Genomic DNA, 16,694 nt, shown 5'->3' on the forward strand with positions numbered 1-16,694 from the left:
CCTAATCAACCTAATCAACCTAATCAACCTAATCAACCTAATCAACCTAATCAACCTAATCAACCTAATCAACCTAATCAACCTAATCAACCTAATCAACCTAATCAACCTAATCAACCTACTATTCCCCTGTATCCGGTTGATAATCGAGGTCAAATTCAAGATCGTCAGCGTCGTATTGGCTTATATTGCCCGAATCGAGTTTTATCTCAACGGCATCGTCTTCGTTCATTTGTTGTATATTCACTATACCCTTCTCGTTGGTACCGGCAATAATTACTGCATCGCCGTACTCAAATAATCCGTCTTTCATAATAGTTTAGTCTATTAGCAAACCAACAGATCCTGAAGAAAAAAGTTTATTTAATAACCAATAACTATTGAGATAGGTGTTTTTTCCGCGAAGCCGGTAATACGGTATTCACCTGTTCAACACGGTTGTTAATCACCATCAGTGTGCGGTCCAGTTCTTCAGCGCTGGCTTTAAGCATTTTTAAGGCGTTTTCAAAGTACTCGTACCCTATAAGGTCGTCTTCGAGCGAGTTAACGATACCCATAATATTGGCAATGGGTTTACGGATAATGTGCGAGTTGATATAGGCAATTTCGTCCAGGTGCTTGTTTTTAAGCTGTATCTGCTCGGCATCACGTTTTTGGCCCGTAATGTCCTGAAAATATATTGTAAGGCCGTTAGCGCCTGGGTATGCTGTTATACAAAGCCATTTATCGTAGCGGTCCAGGTAAATTTCAAAAGTCGATTTATCGCCGGTATGCATCACCTCTTTAAGGCGCTGAAATAACTCATGGCCTTTACCATGCGGGCATATTTTCCAAAACAGTTTACCAACGGCTGTTTCTTTGGGGATACTAAAAGTACTTTCGGCTTCTTTATTCCAATAAGTAATGCGCCATTTCGGATCTATGGTAATAAAACCATCGGTAATGCTTTCGAGGGTTTGGTAAATGCGCACCCAGGCATCGTTAATTTTCTGGTCTTTAACCCGTTGTTCAGTTATGTCGTTAATCAATACCATGCGGCAGGCTTTCTGATGAAACATAACACGATAGGAGGTAATTTGTACATAGATGCAGGTGCCGTTCTTCTTGATATGGGTAAGGTTTTTAGTAACAGTTTCATTGTGTTTTATCCGTTTAACCATGGCCTTCATGTCCGCATGTTCATCTTTCGGCCTGATATCTTTGAGCGTTATCTGCAAAAACTCCTGGTAAGTATAACCATAATGCTTAATAGCCGCTTCGTTCACCAGCAGAAATCGCAGTGTATCAACATCCACAATCCACATCGGGTGTGGGTTCTGATGAAACAGGATCTCGAAGCTGATATCCGCTTCATTTATGGCTAATTGGTCGTCCATTAGTTTTCAAATTAGGTTAGCTGGCACGGCTTTCGGCACAGTTGCACTGCCGAAAAGGAGATTTGGTTTTAAGGCTTGCTATAAAGTTAATTTCATTTCCTTATATAACAAAGTGAAAAAGATTATGTGTCAAAATTTATTTTTAGTTAAAATAAAAAGCCCCGTACATGTTATGCACGGGGCTTTTTCACGACGGTGTATCGTTATATCTTCACGCCAAAACCTATATTAAATGTGCGCCCGTCGGCTGGCAAAATGCCGGGGCCAGGGTACATATTAATACGGCGGGTAAAGTATTTGGCATCAAATATATTGTTCACATTAGCCGTAAAATGATAATGCTTTAAGAAGGTGTAGTTAAACGATGCATCAAAAATGTGATACGCCGGTACTACACCACTGGCGCCTGTAGGGTTAAAGGCGGTGTTATTGGCATCACTGTAGCTTTTGCCTACATAGCTATATTGCAATGTGGTTACTACATGCTTGCTTAAATAAGTTAGGCCAGCGCGGTCAATCCATTGCGGCGTTCCTTCGGCCCAGTTGCCAACCAACGAAACATTTTTACCCGATTGAGATATAGCACCACTGGTATAACGTGCATGGTCGTAACTTAATGAGTTAAAAATCCTCAAATCGCTTGGCGACGAATGGTTGATAGAACGGAGTAAAGAAAGTTCGGTATAAGCTTCGATCCCTTTGGCTACTGCATTACCAATATTGGTTACATATAGATATGTAGAGTTATTGGCTGCCGTTTCGGTAAGGCTGCCTACGCGGTTACCGTAGTAAACGTAGTATAGGTTAAAATCGTAGTTAAAGATATAGCTTAAGTGGCCACGGTAACCCAAATCGACATTGTATCCTTTGCTATCTTTAAGATTAGGGTCGATAACACTAAGCTGATCGGCAGGGGTAACATTTGCATAAATGTATGGGCGGTAAGCCTGCGAAATATTACCATATAACTGGCTTGTGCCGGTAAGCTGATACTGCAAACCTGTACCGAATAACGGGAAGTTGCGGGTTGAATTATAGTTTACCGGGAAGGTTGCATTGTTAATTACACCATTGAGATCTGTTTTGATAATCTCATACCTGAAACCCGGTGTTACCGAAAATTTAGAAGTGATATTAAATATGTTTTCGGCAAAAGCAGCATAGTTATCAGTGTGCAAATGCAAGTCGATACCATAAGGTTTAATCAGGCTTAGGTCGAAATCTGTAGCTGTTGTGCCGGTACCTTTTTGGCGACGTTTGGTAGTCTCATCAAAGTAACGGATACCCGCTGTGAAGGTGCTTTTAAGATTGCCTAACTGATAGCTATGTAATAAACGGGCTTCTGTAGTGAAGCCAGTATAGTAATCGCGGTCGACCTGGCGTGGGTTGTATGATTTGATGCTGGTATTAACCGTATCGGGCACGTTAGGATTGGCAATAAACTGTACGCTGTTACGCTGCCCCCAAAGCAAATGTGAAGTAACTTCGAGTTTAGTATTTGGGCTGAAGTTATAGTTAAATAGCAGGGCAGGGATATTGATCTCCGGGTTAAAGAAATTACGGAACCTGGTCGATTGCCTGTTGTCGGCATTAAATTGCGCATCGGTTAATCCACCTGCAATTTGCTGACGGTAATCCATTCGCGAAAATTGGAATGCTAAACTGCCCTTATCATTAAACTGGTATTTGATATTGGCGTAGTAAGCCTGATAGTTAAAAGCGGCGTCAGGTCGCCAGCCATCGCCGGTACGGCTCGAATAGTAGGCGTAATAGCTAATCTTTCCGCTTTTGCCACTAATTGCGTTGTAAGAGTTGAAAAATTTATTAGAGCCGGCCGTCTGCTCGCTTTCAAAACCGAATACCTTAGTAGTGTCGGGGTCTTTGATCTTCAGATTCACCATACCACCAAACTGGCTGCCAAATTGCAACGCTGCTGATCCCCTTACAATCTGGATCTCACCTACGGCCTGCATAGGAGGCGTATAGTGGTCTTCGGGATAACCAAACATATCCGAGTTGGTATTGTAGCCATTTTGCCTGATATTGGTTTCTATTGAGCGGTGCGTGTCCGTTCCGCGTGTGCCAATATTAAGTTGAAGGCCGGCGCCATCCATATCCCAAACGTTAACACCGGGTACCTGCGCAAATATCATGCGCGTATTGTTGTTAGCCAGGTTGGCCTTACCTTCGGCAGGTACTACGCTAAATGTTCTTTTACCGGCAAATATATTAGTACCACTTACATTGGGAAGGTATTTAGGACGGGTTTCGCGTATCAGTACGCTATCCAGTGTTACGGTATCTTTTAATTTATGTTTTTGCGCGCTGGCTAATTGTGCAGCACCGAGTAACAGGGCCGATATATATAGTTTTTTGTATAAAAGGGTCATGATTTTTAAATAAAATATACGGGCATTGCACACAAATGTGGCTTAGCCGGTCGAGTAAACGGAAAAGAAGTGGTGGAATCAGGAAACCATTTCCGGGGGCTGCCCCAATACATCGAGGTGCGGACTGACAGCGCTCGGATTCATATAAACTGGAGCCGGTTTAATAACTAGTATAGAAGGAACTGTTGCTATTTCGCTAGTTAACGGTATATATTTAAAAATCGAGATATTTTTTAATGGGAGCGTTTGCTTTTTAGCATTTAATGGCGCTTCGCTTACCTCGCGGGCATAAATAATATTAGCATTAATAAGCTTGGTAGTGCGGTAATTGGGCACGCACATTACGAATAAAGTATCGCGTGTCATCCGCAGCTTCACGTAGTTGTACCAATTTTCTTGCAGTTGGATAGTGCCGCTAATCCGTTCGAAATGGTTCCAGTTGTTTATATTAGGGAGGTTAACAGGGATCTTTACCTCAACCAGGTCGGAAGATTTGTAAAGGTTTTTACTAATTTGCTCTTCTTTAAAATGGTTAGATTGGTAAATGAAATATTGAAACAATACTATATATCCGCCCAGATTGTACAGGTGTATACTGAGTAAAAATATGGCAAAAAGTTTCCTCATAGGGTTGCTAACGCAATATTATTGAAAAAATCTTAAAAGATACACTGAGGGTTAAAATTAATTATATTTAGATTTGATAAAAATAACCTTGTCGTATGAACCAATTTGATAAACAGAACCCCTCGCTTTTCAAGCTTGGAATATTTTATTTCAATAAAAATGACGCTGATTTAATGGTACCCAAAAGAAGCGGACTAGGGTGGACAGTTAACTTTGCCCATACACGAAGTTGGATATTTACTGGGGTGATAGTAGCTGTAATTCTGGCAGCTGTAATTTATTTATCGTGATAGACACCCCAAACGCAGTTTGAATATTCACCTGCTGCAAATGTTGCAGTGGCGCCATTAGCTGCAATCTCGTAAACAGGGAATATGTGGTTCTGGCCATAAACAGAATCTTTCACTTGTATTCTTTTGCCCGTATTAATCCAAGAATAGTCCCATATATTCAAGCCATTAATTTCATAGCGTTCGCCATCATAAATCGTTGTACTTTGATTGAAAATCATATGGCTAATATACCAGTATTGTATCCGCTCAATTAAATTGTTTGATTAAACGTATTTTAATATCTCGCTTCCTTTTGGCATTTTTGCGGCATTCGCTTATAACATAATTTAACGCTTCAAATCACATGCAATACTGGCTCGTAAAATCAGAACCATTTAAATACAGTTGGGAAAAATTTAATAAGGATGGCCGTACCTTTTGGGATGGTGTGCGGAACTACCAGGCGCGTAACAACCTGCGTGAAATGAAGGAGGGCGATTTGGTGCTGTTTTACCATAGCAATGAGGGTAAGGCAGTGGTAGGGATTGCCAAAGTAGTAAAAGAGGCTTACCAAGACCCAACTACTGATGATAAAAACTGGGTTGTAGTAGATCTTTCGCCGGTTGAGAGCCTGAAAGTTCCGGTTACGCTCGAAACCATTAAAGCCGATGAGCAATTGAAAGATGTTGGCTTGGTTCGCCAGGGCCGTTTATCGGTAATGGGTATGAAGCAGGAAGAATTTGACCGTATTGTAGCTTTAGGCTCGGGTGAGTAGGCTATAAGTTTATAGCGCATAGTTCATAGATAGTGGCCGAAATCCAAAATTGCCGGATCTATGAACTATGATCCGTTACCTAATAAGTCTTTATACAACTGCAAATTTTCGTCGTCGAAACAGATAAATATTACCTGTTTAATTTGTTGGTTGGTTTTTAAGAAATCGTCTACAGTTTTCACTGCTATTTCTGCCGCTCTATCTTTTGGGAAATGATAAATGCCGGTACTGATGTTGGGGAAGGCAATACTCTCAACGTTGTATTCTACTGCCAGTTTCAAACTATTTATATAGCAATTGGCCAATAACTGATCTTCGTTTTTATTACCACCATTCCAAACCGGACCAACGGTGTGTATTACATATTTGGCGGGCAGTTTGCCGCCGGTTGTAATTACGGCTTCGCCTGTTTTGCAGCCACCTTGCCGGGCTATGATCTTGCGACAATCATCTAATATCTGGCTTCCGCCTGCGCGATGTATAGCGCCATCTACGCCTCCGCCACCCAACAGGCTGCTGTTGGCTGCGTTTACAATGGCGTCAACCTTTAGTTTAGTAATATCGCCTTGCTGAAGCTGAATTCGTGAGGTAAAGTTCATAGGTGATAGTTCATGGTTCTTAGTATCTGGAATAGGCCAGAAATTACTTATCCCTTTTGGCTTTCTATAAACAGCGCTTTTAGCTCTGTAGCATCGTCGGGTTGCATTTTGCCTCCGAGTATCAGGCGTAACTGGCGGCGGCGCAGGGCACCGTCGTATAGTACCTGTTCATTGGGGGTTTCGGGGGTAAGCTCGGGCACGGCTATCGTGTGACCTTCTTTATCGAGGGCTACAAAGGTGTAATAAGCTTCATTACTTTTTATCTTAGTGCCCGATGGCAGATCTTGTGCCCAAACATCCAGGCGCACTTCTACAGAGGTATTAAAACCACGTGTAACTTTTGCTTCTATCATCACAGCATCGCCAAGTTTTATCGGGTGCTTAAAAGATACGTTGTCAACAGATGCAGTAACCACCACGCGATTGCAGTGCTTTTGTGCAGCCATGGCTGCGGCAATATCCATCCAGTACAATAAACGGCCGCCCATCAGGTTGCCAAAGGTGTTGGTATCATTGGGCAATACCAGTTCATTCATTACGGTATAACTATCTGTGGATGTCTTTTTTAGCATGGCGCAAATATAGCTTATTGGTTGATTAAGTAAATGGTTGATAGGGTTGAATTGTGGTTGAGTAGTTTAAGCGTAGCTGATCAGAACCTAATCAACTTAATCAACCGCTTAACCATTCAACCAATCTATTTCCTCCCCGAGTTGAGCAATCTGTAGCCAATTAATTCTTCCCAGCGTGCACCAGGCGGGCGGAAGTATACAAGGATCTGATAGTCATTTTCAGTTTCAAAATGATTGCCTTCCAGGGTGGTATAATCAGGCTTGCCATCTTTGTTAACTAATACATATTGATAATCATACACGCCCTGTTTAAGCGGGGTGTTAAAGAAGTAGCGGCCCTTACCGGCATCCAGGTTCATCCTGCTGCGCTGATCGAGTACGTAGTCATTAAACTTGCCAACTACATAAACATCCTGGCCGGTTGTGGCACCTGGCATGCCTAAGTTGAAGTAAATTTGGGCATAATCGGCATCTACACGCTGGTCGCTGCCTTCCTGATTGCGGACGTAGAAGCCCCCGTTGTTATCGTAATTAAAGAGGTAGTTATCGTCAATTCGACTACGGTCGGCTAATAATAAAACTGTGTTTACCGTGTCTCGAAATATGCGGGCAATACGTTCCGAATTTAATCTTAATGAACGGGTATCAAAATGTCTATACTCATTACCACCCGGATAATCATTGGCAGAAATATCGCTGTATAACAACGACGTTCCCCTGATAAATGTAGGACGTGTATTTAACTGGGTGGTTTCGCTCCGTGCATTTTGCATGATGGCCACCCGCACGTCCCCGTAAGGGTTTTGTATTACAATGCCGTTAAAATCAATCTGGAAATTAATCTTCTGATTGGTTTGGCGTAACGCTACATTGTTTGATGGCGCAATTTCGGCGGCTATGTTAGCCCTTGGATTTACCACGTAAAATCGGCGTGTAAGAATCGGAGTGCCCGAGTCGCCGTTCTCGTAAACTTTAAGCAAATAATTGCCGGCTATTTTAGGGGCAACGTTACGGTTCGGCAATACCAATTCATAATGAATGTATTTTTGATAGGTGCTTACCGAGTAGCGGTAGTCCATAATACGGTCTTCTGTAAAAGAGGTCAGGTATTCGGTAGGAGATATACGCGACGGGTTCCACTGTGCATCGCAATGCTCTATGGTGTAGTTGTAAGTGCGCGTATTGCTGCCCAGATCGTCAAAAGCTAGTAAAAGCTGCTCGTTAGAGCCCAGCCCAATTACCGGGAAAGAGCCCTCTTTAGCCGTGTTGTAAAACTCAACCGTTTTAATGCTTGGTCGATAGACCCGGTTGTCATAGATGACCTGGCTAAAGGACTTTTGGAGAAAAGAAAAAAGACAAAGGACGATCGCGAAACTAAATTGTACTCTTTTCATCCTTTGTCTTTTCTCCTTAAGCTCTATGGTTATTATGCTTCTAATTCCATTATCTGCTCGGCCAAAGTTTCCCATTGCTGCTGAATTTGTTTCAGCTGGTTTTGTTTTTGCTTGTAGGCAGTATTGGTATCGTTGAGCTTCGTTTTATCGTTATATACGTCCGGATCGGCCAATTTGGTTTCAAATTGTTTAACCTCGTTTTCGAGATCGGTAATTTGAGTTTCCATTTTTTGCAGATCGCCGTTTAGTTTTTTTAGTTGCTTGGCTTTATCATCATTTGCCGATTGTTGTTTAACCGGGGCAGCTTCTTTTTTCTCTTCTTTTTTTGGAGCAGGGGCAGCCGCCTTAGGCTCCAGCTTACGTTTAGAGTTCCACTCTTCGTATTCGGCATACGTACCCGGGTATTCCTTGATCTTCTGATCTTCGATGTACCAAATCTTATTGGCAATGTTATCTAAGAAATAACGGTCGTGCGATACGGCAATAAAGGTACCCTCGTACTGCTGTAAAGCCTGGATCAGGATGTTTACCGAAGCCATGTCTAAGTGGTTGGTAGGCTCATCCAGTATCAGGAAGTTAGCATCGGCAGTAAGGGCTTTAGCAAGTGCCACACGCGATTTTTCGCCACCCGATAATACCTTGATCTTTTTAAATACATCGTCGCCGGTAAACAAAAAGCTACCTAAAATAGAGCGAAGCTCGGTGTCCGTATGTTTTGGGGCGAAGGTTTGTAGCTCGGTTAAAATCTCGTTCTCCAAATGCAACGACTCCAACTGGTGCTGCGCGAAGAAGGTCTTGGTTACATTATAACCGGTTTCTGCCTTACCTGTAAAATCAAAATCGGCACCGGCAACAATACGTAACAAAGTAGATTTACCTTTACCGTTGGCACCAATAAGGGCAATTTTATCGCCTTTCTCGATAACCGCTTCCGTATCATTTAATATAGAAAGGTTAGGGTAGCTTTTGCTTAAGTGTTCGATGTTAAACACCGCACGGCCGGATTGCTTCGAGAATCTGAACTTGAAGTTTACTGATGGGTTGTCATCATCCACATCATCAATGCGCTCCATTTTATCGAGCATCTTGATACGCGATTGCGCCATTTTAGCTTTAGAAGCCTTAGCACGGAAACGTTCGATCAGTTTTTCTTCCTGTTTAATTTTTGATTGCTGGTTTTTAAATTCACCACGCTGAATTTCTTCGCGCAGGGCTTTTTCTTCCAGGTAGAATGTGTAGTTACCCGCGTAAACCGTAAGCTTACCTTTGCGCGATTCAACCGTACGGTTAATTACTTTATCCAAAAACCATCTATCGTGCGATACAATAACAACTGCACCTTCAAAGGCTTTCAGGTAATCTTCCAGCCATTGGATAGAGGGTAAGTCCAGGTGGTTGGTAGGCTCATCCAGCAACAAAATATCCGGAGCTTGCAAAAGTATTTTGGCAAGCATTACACGCATTCGCCATCCCCCCGAAAACTCCGCAAGCTTTCGGTGGGTTTGTTCTTCGGTGAAGCCCAAACCGGCTAAAATTTCGTGTGCTTTATATTCAATGTTGTAACCATCAAGCGTTTCAAACTCGTGTTGTTTGTCGCTCAATTTGTTCAGTAATTCTTCGCTGTAGTCTGTCTCCAGCTTTTTAAGCAGGTTCTCTATCTCAGTGTGCAGTTCGTTTTGGCGGGCAAAAGCCTCCATCGCTACGTGTAGAATAGATTTATCAGAGGCGTAAGAAAGTAAATCCTGGTTTAAATAACCAATGGTAAGTTCTTTAGATTTAGATACGGTGCCCGATGTAGGGGAGTAGTCGCCTACTATTATTTTAAGAAGCGTGGTTTTACCGGTTCCATTGGCACCAATAAGGCCAATCTTTTCTCCGGGTTTAATATGCCAGTTAGCTTCATCATACAGGGCCCTTGCACCAATCTCAAACGTAAGGTTATTTATAGCAATCATTTACGCGCAAAGATACTAAAATAGAAGAAGCCCCCCAACCCCCTAAAGGGGGAGTTTTTCGATTTGCACGTCATAAAAAAGCCCGATTTTATTAATGAATCGGGCTTTAAACTGTTTATCACTCCCCCTTTAGGGGGCTGGGGGGCTACTACTTCACTGTTTCCAACCACGCATGTGCCATCAACTGGCTTCCGGCTACGCTTGGGTGTACACCATCGGTAGTCCAATAGCTGCCTGGGGCGGTTTCTAATGCTTTGTCGAAGATGGACTGATATGGAATCCATACAGCATCATACTGTTCGGCAATGGCTTTTGCAGAGGCGCGATATTCATCAAATGCCGGGTACCACTTATCGTCTACGGCTTTTACGCCTTTTACGGCGAACGGCTCGCCGATAATCAATTTCAAATCTGGTAGCGCTTGTTTGGTGCGATCCAGCAGTTTCTTGTAATCCGTAGTGTAATTTTCTATGGTGCCCTTGTAGCTGCCGTTAAGGGTATGCCAAAAGTCGTTTACGCCGATGAGTATGCTTAGTACATTTGGCTTCAGGTTCAGGCAATCATCATCCCAGCGGTCGGCCAGTTGAAATACCTTGTTGCCACTAATGCCTTTGTTGTAAACCTGTAAGTTTTTGCCGGCATATTTATACAGCAAGCCCGATGCAGCCAGCATTGCATAGCCGCCACCCAGCATGGCCGAAGTATTAGGTGCGGTTTGTTTTCTATCGCGGCCCCAATCGGTAATGGAATCGCCCTGAAATAGAATTACATTTCCGGTATCAATGCTGATTTTCTTTTTGCCTGATGTGCTTGCGGCTAAAGCAGTGTTTATTATGCCAGGTATAGTAACGGCTGCAACAGTAGCTGTAGCAGCTTTTGTAATAAAATCGCGGCGACTATTCATAAGTAGGTAGTTTTTTAGTGGGGTTCATGGATCATGGTTTATAGATCATGGCCGAAATAGGCGATAGCCTTTTGCTACGAACTATCAACTATGATCTATGAACTCTCTCCTAAAGTAAATATTGTTTTTTAAGTTCAAAGGCCAAAAGTAAAAATGGATACCTTTGCAGCATGTATTCGTTAATCAAACCCATACTTTTCAAGTTCGATCCCGAGCAGGTGCATTATTTTGTTACCAAAAACCTTAAAAGATTTAACCACGCCCCCGGAGGCGGCGCAATAAGCAGAGCTTTGTGGGATGTTGCCGATACCCGCCTTATCAAAGAGGTTTTTGGACTGAAGTTTAAGAATCCCGTTGGCCTGGCTGCAGGTTTTGATAAAAACGGCGAATATATTAGCGAAATGGCCAATCTTGGTTTTGGTTTTATTGAAGTGGGGACGGTAACCCCGCTGCCTCAGCCGGGTAATGATAAGCCCCGCATGTTCAGGCTGCCTGCCGATGAAGCGCTGATTAACCGGATGGGCTTTAACAATAAAGGCGTTGATATGGCCGCCGAGCGTATCGCTGCTTATCGCAGAACTCAACCTGAAGTACAAAAAGGGGTGATGATAGGCGGTAACATTGGCAAAAATAAAAACACGCCTAATGAGGATGCCGTAAGCGATTACATTAAATGCTTCGATCGCTTGTTTGATGTGGTTGATTATTTCGTAGTGAACGTAAGCTCGCCGAATACACCAGGACTACGAGCGCTGCAAGATAAAAAGCCGCTAACCGAAATTCTTAGCACACTGCAAAAACGCAATAACAAAGATGGTGTCCGCAAACCTCTGCTTTTAAAAATAGCTCCGGATTTAACCGACGAGCAGCTTAATGATATTATAGACATTGTTGCTGAAACTAAAATAGACGGCATTATCGCCACTAATACTACCATTAGCAGGGATGGATTGGTATCGCCACAAAAAGTTGTTAAAGAAACCGGGGGATTGAGTGGTAAGCCGCTAACCCGAAGATCAACCGAGGTTATTCGTTATTTGGCAGAGAAGTCAAATCATGCGTTCCCGATTATCGGGGCAGGAGGCATCCATTCGGCTGAGGATGCAATAGATAAGCTAAACGCAGGTGCATCGCTGGTGCAGCTATACACGGGTTTTATATACGAAGGCCCATCGCTAATAGGGCGTATCAACAAAAAAGTCCTGTCGGTATAACCAACAGGACTTTATAAATTTTGAAGGTAAAATTATTTACCTGCTACTAATTTAGCTAAAACAGCGTTGTTCTTAGTGATTTGGCTGTTTTTAGGCTCTTTAGAGCGGCTACCAAACTCTAAGTTTGTAGCTAATTTCAGAAATTGAACCTCTAAACGAGATACAGTTTTATTTCTTCTGTCTTTTCTTTTTAAACGTGTAACACTCATCGTCTTAATTTTTTAATCTTTCCTATGTGAGGTCGGAAGCGGATTCGAACCGCTGTAAAAGGTTTTGCAGACCTCTGCCTAGCCACTCGGCCATCCGACCATTTTTTCGGATTGCAAAAATAGTAATTTATTTCTGCAGAACAATTTTTATTTTAATGTATTTCGTTTTATCTCCGAACAGAATATCGCTGTTGCCATCGCAACGTTCAATGACTCAGCCTTTCCAGCTTGCGGAATGGTTACCCCAGTGTTGATAACTTCTTGTGTTTGGGGGCGTATTCCGTTCCCCTCGTTGCCCATTATCAATATTCCTTCGGGGCCAAATGTAGTATTATAAATGTTATTTCCGTTAAGCAATGCGCCAAAAATTTCGAGCCGCGAAGCGGGGAGGGTGGTATTCAGATCGGTATAATGTACCTGCACACGCGAGAGCGATCCCATAGTGGCCTGTACTACTTTAGGGTTATAAACGTCAACCGTGTCTTCAGAGCAAATGAGATGCTCAATGCCAAACCAGTCGGCCGTACGGATAATGGTGCCCATATTACCAGGGTCTTGCACACCATCTAAGGCTAATGAAAACTTTTCTTTCAAAAGCTTGTAATCTAATACCGGAGAAACGGGTATATTAACCAAGGCCAATACGCCGGGCGGAGTTTTTAAGCAGCTGATGCGTGCCATGTCGGTAACAGAAATTTCCTGAAAATTTATTTTGTTAGATAAATTCAGCAATTTTACGGCAAATTCCGGGGTGCAGTATACCGTCTCCAAATTATAGTTAGATTGGGCAAACTCTATTACAGATTTATGCCCCTCAACAATAAACAGGTTATGCTGATGGCGAAATTTTTTATGTTGTAAGGATGTTATTAAACTGATTTGAGATTTTGAAAGCATATATAAAGCCGGCCGGTTACCGCCTTACAATATTAACTATTTTACTTCTGTTTTTAATTTCTGGTTGTAGCCTTACCCGAAAACTTAAAGATAATCAGGCACTTGTGCGTAAGGTAACAATTACGGGTGTAGATAAGGAGTTTTCTGAAGCCGCATTAACTTATGTTGATAAGAATCAGCAACCTAACAATAAATTCAACTTACAGTTATACCTCACCTTTAGCAAGAACGGGAAAAAGAATATAGGCGATCCACCTGCTATATTAGACAGCAGCCTGGTAGAATATTCGCGTACGCAGATCGAAAAGTTTTTGAATAACAAAGGCTATCTAAAGGCTAAGGTTACCGATTCTATCACCGTTAAAAATAAAAGGGCATCCCTGTTTTTTAAGGCCGAAGAGGGGCCGTTGTTTAAGATCCGAAAATTTCAGGATAGTATTGTCGACCCTCAAGTGCGTGCTCTTTACCGGGCTAATCGCATTCGTTTCTCCCACATCCAGCCCGGAGGGCGTTTTGATAAAGATAGCCTGGCTTATGATCGCGACGAGTTTTACCTGGTGATGAAACGAAATGGTTATTTCGACTTTTTTCGCCAGTACATTACTTTTAATTATGATTCAACCTTCAATAATAACGTTGTTGATGTTAAGGTGTTGATCGATAATCCGATAGGGAAAAAGTATCATCCTACCTATAAGATCAATAATACGCTGATTACTATCTTCAATAGTAACGGCCGTTCGTCTGGCCATCCGGACACTGTACAGGTAGATTCACAATTTAAGTTTGTGGATTACTCTAAGCGGTTTAAGCCCAAAACGGTTACTACTTACATTTTTCAGAAGAAGGGTGAGTTATACGATATCGATAAGCAAACACTTACCACATCACGGCTTTCGGAGCTTAATGCTTTTAGAAACGTGCCTAACCCAAGCTACGATAAATTGCCCGACAGCGTAAACCGCCGACTCGACTCGAGGATAGATATTATCCCATTGAAACAGATGTCGGACAGGGTAGAGGGTGAATTCCTGTTTAGCGGTGGTAGAATAGGGTATAACCTGGGCAATACATTTACCCACCGGGATATGTTTAAAAGCGCTACTGTATTAGAGATTAAAACCAACTGGAGCGTATTGTTTGATAACAGCCGTGGGTCTAATAGCTCTGCTATTGAGAACCAGGATTTTAAGGTCGGCGCTAACCTTATTTATCCGCGTATTATATCGCCGTTTAACCTGCCTATTTTGGGTAAATATGGTGTGCCGCATACTACATTCTCTACCAGTTACCAGTTATTTTATCAAAAAGATCTGGTTAAAAGGCAGAGCTTTATTAACTCCCTTACGTATGATTGGGCCGAAACCAGTCGCAAATTGCATAGTTTAACGCCTATCAGCATTGAATTTTCGAAGGGTGTTATCGATACCGGTGCTTATAGTCAATTGTTAAAATATAACAGGTTCTCGTACATCTACCTTATTGGGCGTACTGTTTTTACCATCGGGAGTCAGTACACCTATCAACAAAACGCCAACAAATTAAACAGCCTGGAAGATTTTATTTACTTCCGCGGATTTATTGATGTAGGTGGCAATACGCTTGCGTTGCTTACCAGGGCATTAAATACACCAAAAGATACCTTAGGCGAACATAAAATATTTGGTTACCCTTTTTCACAATACTCTAAAGTTGAGGCCGATGTGAGGTTCTACAAACATGTGGTAGGCGAGCAACAATTTGTTTTCAGGCTAAACCCAGGTATAGGCGTGCCTTATGGCAACAGTAAGGAGCTGGTATTTGAAAAGAACTTTTATGCAGGTGGGGCTAATGATATTCGTGCCTGGTTGCCGCGTACCCTAGGACCTGGGGGCTTTAACCGTGGTACTTATTATCCGCAAGATTCTGTTGGTAATGCTGCCCGAAGTCAGTTGAAATATCTCGACCAGTTGGGCCAGATTAAGATAATCGGTAACATGGAATATCGCTATAATTTAACCAACAACTTTTTTGGTTCGAAATTAAAAGGAGCGTCTTTCATAGATTTTGGAAACATCTGGGGTTTACATGCATTAAGTAATGTTGGCACCACAGTAACGCCAGATCACGACGGTAAATTCAGGCTGAGTAACTTATTTCAGACAACAGCTATGGGTATTGGCACAGGTTTCAGGTTAGACCTTACCTTCTTTATCCTGAGGTTTGACGCTGCCTTTAAGTTCAAAGATCCTCAATTCGATGGTTCAGACCAATGGGTGCTGGTTAAACACTTTAACGAACTGTTTAAGGCCGGCGACTTTAAGCGCGCTTACTCTAATGCCAATGGCGGCGATAGCTATAACTTTATGCAACTGAACTTTGGTATCGGTTTACCATTCTAAACCTTACCTAAAACATATTCTTTAACCCGTCTAGCACGCTTTCAAAAAATGTGGGCATGCTTAATCCGTTAGAATGGTTAAAGTACATGAATATCAGGAACAAGATAACGGCGATAATAATAAACCTCTTAAACAGATAGCCCAGAATAACCAATGCTGCCGGTATCGCCAGCAACCAAACCCAACTAATATGCACCGGTACAATGTCGTTGCTACTTTTATATAAATAATACAGGGTGCCAAAAGTACCTTCGTCGTTATGGTGTTTTACATATACAAAGCTCGATTTGGCTATTTTGTGGCGGTAAAAAGCTGTTCCCTTCTCAAATTTTAAGGTATCCTCAAAACCATTTACCGTAAAAATAAAATTACCGCTAACCTGTTCATTAATTTCGTTGGTAGAGTCGGCCGCCAGTATAGCAATTTCATCTTTAGCGAAAGGATTGGCTTTAACTATAAAATGCTTAATTACAATTGCATCCGCATAACTGAAGCGAATTGTTAGTAACAAAAGCGCAGTAAGTAAAAATTTTAGTTTCATAGGGTTTAAATCTGGCAACAAGTTAACCATTACCTGTTGTTAAAAATAGCGATTTATTTTTTGCTCAAAGGCTACTACCAATGTTGGGCCGTGTTTGTTTTGAGAAGCAAGCTAAAGTGTATTATCCAACCCTTCGACATCAAATTTAGAATGTAGTGTTTGATGCCACACTTCGCAATAACCCACGTATTCCGTGCGATTATCATAGTGTTTAGCTTTATAATTTAACAATAGCTTATAGTCCTTACCAGCATATAATTGGTTGAAATTATCACCGTCTTTGTTGCCTTTTATTAGGTTTAGGATAATTTCTTTGCCTTGTACATGTATTACTGCTGCAGGTGGACCAACGATTTCTGAAGTGTCTACAACACCGGTTTGCACAAGGATCTCATTAAGTTCTACGATAGATTTTCTGCTATTGGCAAATACTTTGTCGCATTTTAGGTGATCTGAACTCTGGAATACTTTTTCGAGTTGAAGATCATTTTTGGGTTTGCAGCTAAACAGACAAATAACAAGTATGAGGATACTTGAACTTAACCTTGAGAAAACCCCGTTGCAATTGCTTGTGTATCTCATCATCGA

General features: G+C 42.0%; 18 protein-coding genes and 1 tRNA gene. 4 read left to right on the forward strand and 15 right to left on the reverse strand.

Features of this window, described 5'->3' with window-relative positions:
• Window positions 1-121: 121 nt before the first annotated feature.
• The 4 genes from GSY63_RS09950 to GSY63_RS09965 all read right to left on the reverse strand — a co-directional run bounded on the left by GSY63_RS09950 (window position 122) and on the right by GSY63_RS09965 (window position 4,393).
• Window positions 122-313 (reverse strand): hypothetical protein, encoded by a 192-nt coding sequence (locus GSY63_RS09950; protein WP_166585663.1) that lies wholly within the window; start codon window positions 311-313, stop codon window positions 122-124.
• A gap of 64 nt (window positions 314-377) precedes the next feature.
• Window positions 378-1,376: a PAS domain-containing protein gene (locus tag GSY63_RS09955; protein WP_166585664.1), complete on the reverse strand. Its 999-nt coding sequence runs from the start codon at window positions 1,374-1,376 to the stop codon at window positions 378-380.
• A 203-nt stretch (window positions 1,377-1,579) separates the two neighbouring features.
• Window positions 1,580-3,766, reverse strand: coding sequence for a TonB-dependent receptor family protein (locus tag GSY63_RS09960; RefSeq protein WP_166585665.1), 2,187 nt, complete (start codon window positions 3,764-3,766; stop codon window positions 1,580-1,582).
• A gap of 78 nt (window positions 3,767-3,844) precedes the next feature.
• Window positions 3,845-4,393, reverse strand: coding sequence for a hypothetical protein (locus GSY63_RS09965; protein ID WP_166585666.1), 549 nt, complete (start codon window positions 4,391-4,393; stop codon window positions 3,845-3,847).
• Between the two features lie 95 nt (window positions 4,394-4,488).
• Here GSY63_RS09965 and GSY63_RS25000 point away from each other — a divergent pair, with 95 nt between their 5' ends.
• Window positions 4,489-4,683 carry a DUF5808 domain-containing protein gene (locus GSY63_RS25000; RefSeq protein ID WP_262887353.1) on the forward strand — a complete coding sequence of 65 codons (195 nt, stop codon included), beginning with the start codon at window positions 4,489-4,491 and terminating at the stop codon, window positions 4,681-4,683.
• On the opposite strand, the gene GSY63_RS09970 is transcribed toward GSY63_RS25000, so the two are convergent.
• Window positions 4,671-4,904, reverse strand: coding sequence for a hypothetical protein (locus GSY63_RS09970; protein WP_166585667.1), 234 nt, complete (start codon window positions 4,902-4,904; stop codon window positions 4,671-4,673). The two genes, GSY63_RS25000 and GSY63_RS09970, sit on opposite strands and share 13 nt — an antisense overlap.
• Window positions 4,905-5,029: 125 nt before the next feature.
• Between GSY63_RS09970 and GSY63_RS09975 the strand changes: the two genes are divergently transcribed.
• Window positions 5,030-5,440 carry an EVE domain-containing protein gene (locus GSY63_RS09975; protein ID WP_166585668.1) on the forward strand — a complete coding sequence of 137 codons (411 nt, stop codon included), beginning with the start codon at window positions 5,030-5,032 and terminating at the stop codon, window positions 5,438-5,440.
• 65 nt (window positions 5,441-5,505) lie between these two features.
• Here GSY63_RS09975 and GSY63_RS09980 read toward each other — a convergent pair whose 3' ends face one another.
• From GSY63_RS09980 to GSY63_RS10000, 5 genes are all read right to left on the reverse strand, one after another.
• Window positions 5,506-6,039, reverse strand: coding sequence for an O-acetyl-ADP-ribose deacetylase (locus GSY63_RS09980; protein ID WP_166585669.1), 534 nt, complete (start codon window positions 6,037-6,039; stop codon window positions 5,506-5,508).
• 47 nt (window positions 6,040-6,086) lie between these two features.
• Entirely contained in the window at window positions 6,087-6,611 is a 525-nt protein-coding gene (locus tag GSY63_RS09985; protein WP_166585670.1) for an acyl-CoA thioesterase, read from the reverse strand.
• A gap of 125 nt (window positions 6,612-6,736) precedes the next feature.
• Window positions 6,737-8,005: a type IX secretion system plug protein gene (locus GSY63_RS09990; protein WP_166585671.1), complete on the reverse strand. Its 1,269-nt coding sequence runs from the start codon at window positions 8,003-8,005 to the stop codon at window positions 6,737-6,739.
• Between the two features lie 32 nt (window positions 8,006-8,037).
• Window positions 8,038-9,960 (reverse strand): ABC-F family ATP-binding cassette domain-containing protein, encoded by a 1,923-nt coding sequence (locus GSY63_RS09995; RefSeq protein ID WP_166585672.1) that lies wholly within the window; start codon window positions 9,958-9,960, stop codon window positions 8,038-8,040.
• Window positions 9,961-10,108: 148 nt separating this feature from the next.
• Window positions 10,109-10,864, reverse strand: a complete 756-nt coding sequence (locus GSY63_RS10000; RefSeq protein ID WP_166585673.1) for an SGNH/GDSL hydrolase family protein — start codon at window positions 10,862-10,864, stop codon at window positions 10,109-10,111.
• Window positions 10,865-11,034: 170 nt separating this feature from the next.
• Between GSY63_RS10000 and GSY63_RS10005 the strand changes: the two genes are divergently transcribed.
• Entirely contained in the window at window positions 11,035-12,078 is a 1,044-nt protein-coding gene (locus tag GSY63_RS10005; RefSeq protein ID WP_166585674.1) for a quinone-dependent dihydroorotate dehydrogenase, read from the forward strand.
• 32 nt (window positions 12,079-12,110) lie between these two features.
• On the opposite strand, the gene GSY63_RS10010 is transcribed toward GSY63_RS10005, so the two are convergent.
• The 3 genes from GSY63_RS10010 to GSY63_RS10020 all read right to left on the reverse strand — a co-directional run bounded on the left by GSY63_RS10010 (window position 12,111) and on the right by GSY63_RS10020 (window position 13,184).
• Entirely contained in the window at window positions 12,111-12,287 is a 177-nt protein-coding gene (locus tag GSY63_RS10010; RefSeq protein WP_166585675.1) for a spore protein, read from the reverse strand.
• Window positions 12,288-12,316: 29 nt separating this feature from the next.
• Window positions 12,317-12,387 (reverse strand) — tRNA-Cys (locus GSY63_RS10015).
• Window positions 12,388-12,434: 47 nt separating this feature from the next.
• On the reverse strand, window positions 12,435-13,184 hold the full coding sequence (locus tag GSY63_RS10020) for a TrmH family RNA methyltransferase (RefSeq protein WP_166585676.1): 750 nt from the start codon (window positions 13,182-13,184) through the stop codon (window positions 12,435-12,437).
• On the opposite strand from GSY63_RS10020, the gene tamL reads away from it, so the two are divergent.
• The gene (gene tamL / locus GSY63_RS10025; RefSeq protein WP_166585677.1) at window positions 13,175-15,565 is read left to right on the forward strand and encodes a translocation and assembly module lipoprotein TamL; all 2,391 of its coding nucleotides are present in this window, start codon (window positions 13,175-13,177) and stop codon (window positions 15,563-15,565) included. The genes GSY63_RS10020 and tamL overlap by 10 nt on opposite strands.
• Window positions 15,566-15,572: 7 nt before the next feature.
• Here the strand turns inward: tamL and GSY63_RS10030 are convergent, their stop codons facing one another.
• Entirely contained in the window at window positions 15,573-16,106 is a 534-nt protein-coding gene (locus tag GSY63_RS10030) for a hypothetical protein (protein ID WP_166585678.1), read from the reverse strand.
• 111 nt (window positions 16,107-16,217) lie between these two features.
• Window positions 16,218-16,691 (reverse strand): hypothetical protein, encoded by a 474-nt coding sequence (locus tag GSY63_RS10035; RefSeq protein WP_166585679.1) that lies wholly within the window; start codon window positions 16,689-16,691, stop codon window positions 16,218-16,220.
• Window positions 16,692-16,694: the final 3 nt, after the last annotated feature.

Origin of the sequence: Mucilaginibacter agri (assembly GCF_009928685.1) — a bacterium.
Taxonomy (GTDB): Bacteria; Bacteroidota; Bacteroidia; order Sphingobacteriales; family Sphingobacteriaceae; genus Mucilaginibacter; species Mucilaginibacter agri.